1 protein-coding gene and 1 pseudogene are annotated in these 1,426 nt (G+C 70.7%); one reads left to right on the top strand and one right to left on the bottom strand.

Features of this window, described 5'->3' with window-relative positions:
* Positions 1 to 781, top strand: a 781-nt coding sequence (locus AOQ53_RS35385) for an MFS transporter (RefSeq protein ID WP_148640421.1), incomplete at its 5' end; no start/stop codon positions are given.
* 12 nt (positions 782 to 793) lie between these two features.
* Here AOQ53_RS35385 and AOQ53_RS35380 read toward each other — a convergent pair.
* A pseudogene (locus tag AOQ53_RS35380) lies at positions 794 to 1,426 on the bottom strand (hypothetical protein); the annotation flags it as partial.

The raw sequence follows: 1,426 nt of genomic DNA, 5'->3' as shown, positions 1-1,426 counted from the left end.
GCAGCTGGTCGCCTCCGGCATCGCCACGCTGCTCGTGGACACGCTGAGCGACGGGCAGATGAACGGCTGGGGCTGGCGGGTCCCGTTCGTCCTCGGGGCCGTACTGAGCCTGGTCGGCTTCTGGATCCGGCAGGGCGCTCAGGAGACCCGCAGCGCCGAGCAGCAGAAGGCCCCGCGCCCTGGCCTGTTCGAGGCGCTGCGCCGGCACCCGCGCGAGTCCCTGCTCATCGGCGGCATCACGGCGGGCGGCACCATCGCCTACTACACGTGGACGTCGTACCTTCCGACGTACGCCGAACTCAACGCGGGGCTGGAGAAGTCGGACGCGCTGCTCGCGAGCACGATCTCACTGGCCTTCTTCGCCCTGCTGCAACCGCTCGGCGGCCTCCTGTCGGACCGCTTCGGCCGCCGCCCCCTGCTGCTCTTCTTCGGCCTTGGTTTCGCCCTGCTCACCGTGCCCCTGCTGCACGCCCTCCGCGACTCCTTCGCCGTGCTGCTGCTCGTGAGTTGCGCCGGCATGGTGCTGCTGACCGGGTTCACCTCGATCAGCGCGGCCGTGAACGCGGAAATCTTCCCACCCCGGGTCCGGGCGGCCGGCATCGGCTTTCCCTACTCGCTGACGGTTGCCCTCTTCGGCGGCACGGCTCCGTACGTGGGCACCCTGTTCAAGGAGGTGGGCCACGCCGGGCTCTTCCCCTGGTACGTCGCGGTGCTCTGCCTGCTGTCGTCGCTGGTGTACCTGCGGCTGCCGGAGACGGCTCACACACCTCTCCGGCGGTGAGAGGGCGACCGCTCAGGGCCCGGATCGCGGACGAGACCCGTCCGCCTCTTCGTCCCTGTGCGCTCCCTCGCGCGTCCTCTCCTGTGACCCTTCGTGCGGTTTCGCGCCGTTCTCGAAGGCGGTCGGCGGTCCGGACACCCCGGTCGTCTCTCCCAGCAAGTTGCTCTCCCTGACGGCGGCTCTCTCGGGGTCGATCACGGCGTCGGTCGTCCTGCCCACCTCCGCCAGCGTCATCTGGGCACGGTCGTCGACCAGCCGGGTCACCAGGTGCTGGGCGGCGCCGAAGGCAGCGGCCCAGCCGAGGACCTGCGCCCTGCTGTCGAGATCGCTGAGCCCGGGGACGAAGGCGCCCCGGATCAGCAGCAGTCCGAGGAAGGCGGACAGGGCGCCGGTGGGGAACTTCAGCACCGCCGACGCCAGGGGCAGCATGTAGGGGGAGTCGGTGCCCCGGATGCGGCGCAGTGAGGCGATGACGGTGAGTGCCGCGCCGGCGAGCCCGGCGATCTCGACGGTGAGGATGTCCCTCGGCTGGGCCAGGTCGCTGGCGGGGGTGCCCACCACCTCGTTGGGATGCTCCGCCGTGGGGCACACGACATCGATCCCGCTCGTGTCCCCGGGGTTGACCTTGGGTGTGAAGCACATGCT

This window comes from Streptomyces azureus (assembly GCF_001270025.1).
In the GTDB taxonomy this organism is placed as follows: domain Bacteria; phylum Actinomycetota; class Actinomycetes; order Streptomycetales; family Streptomycetaceae; genus Streptomyces; species Streptomyces azureus.
The sequence above is the reverse complement of the archived record's forward strand: the minus strand, read 5'-3'. Positions and strand labels throughout refer to the sequence as shown.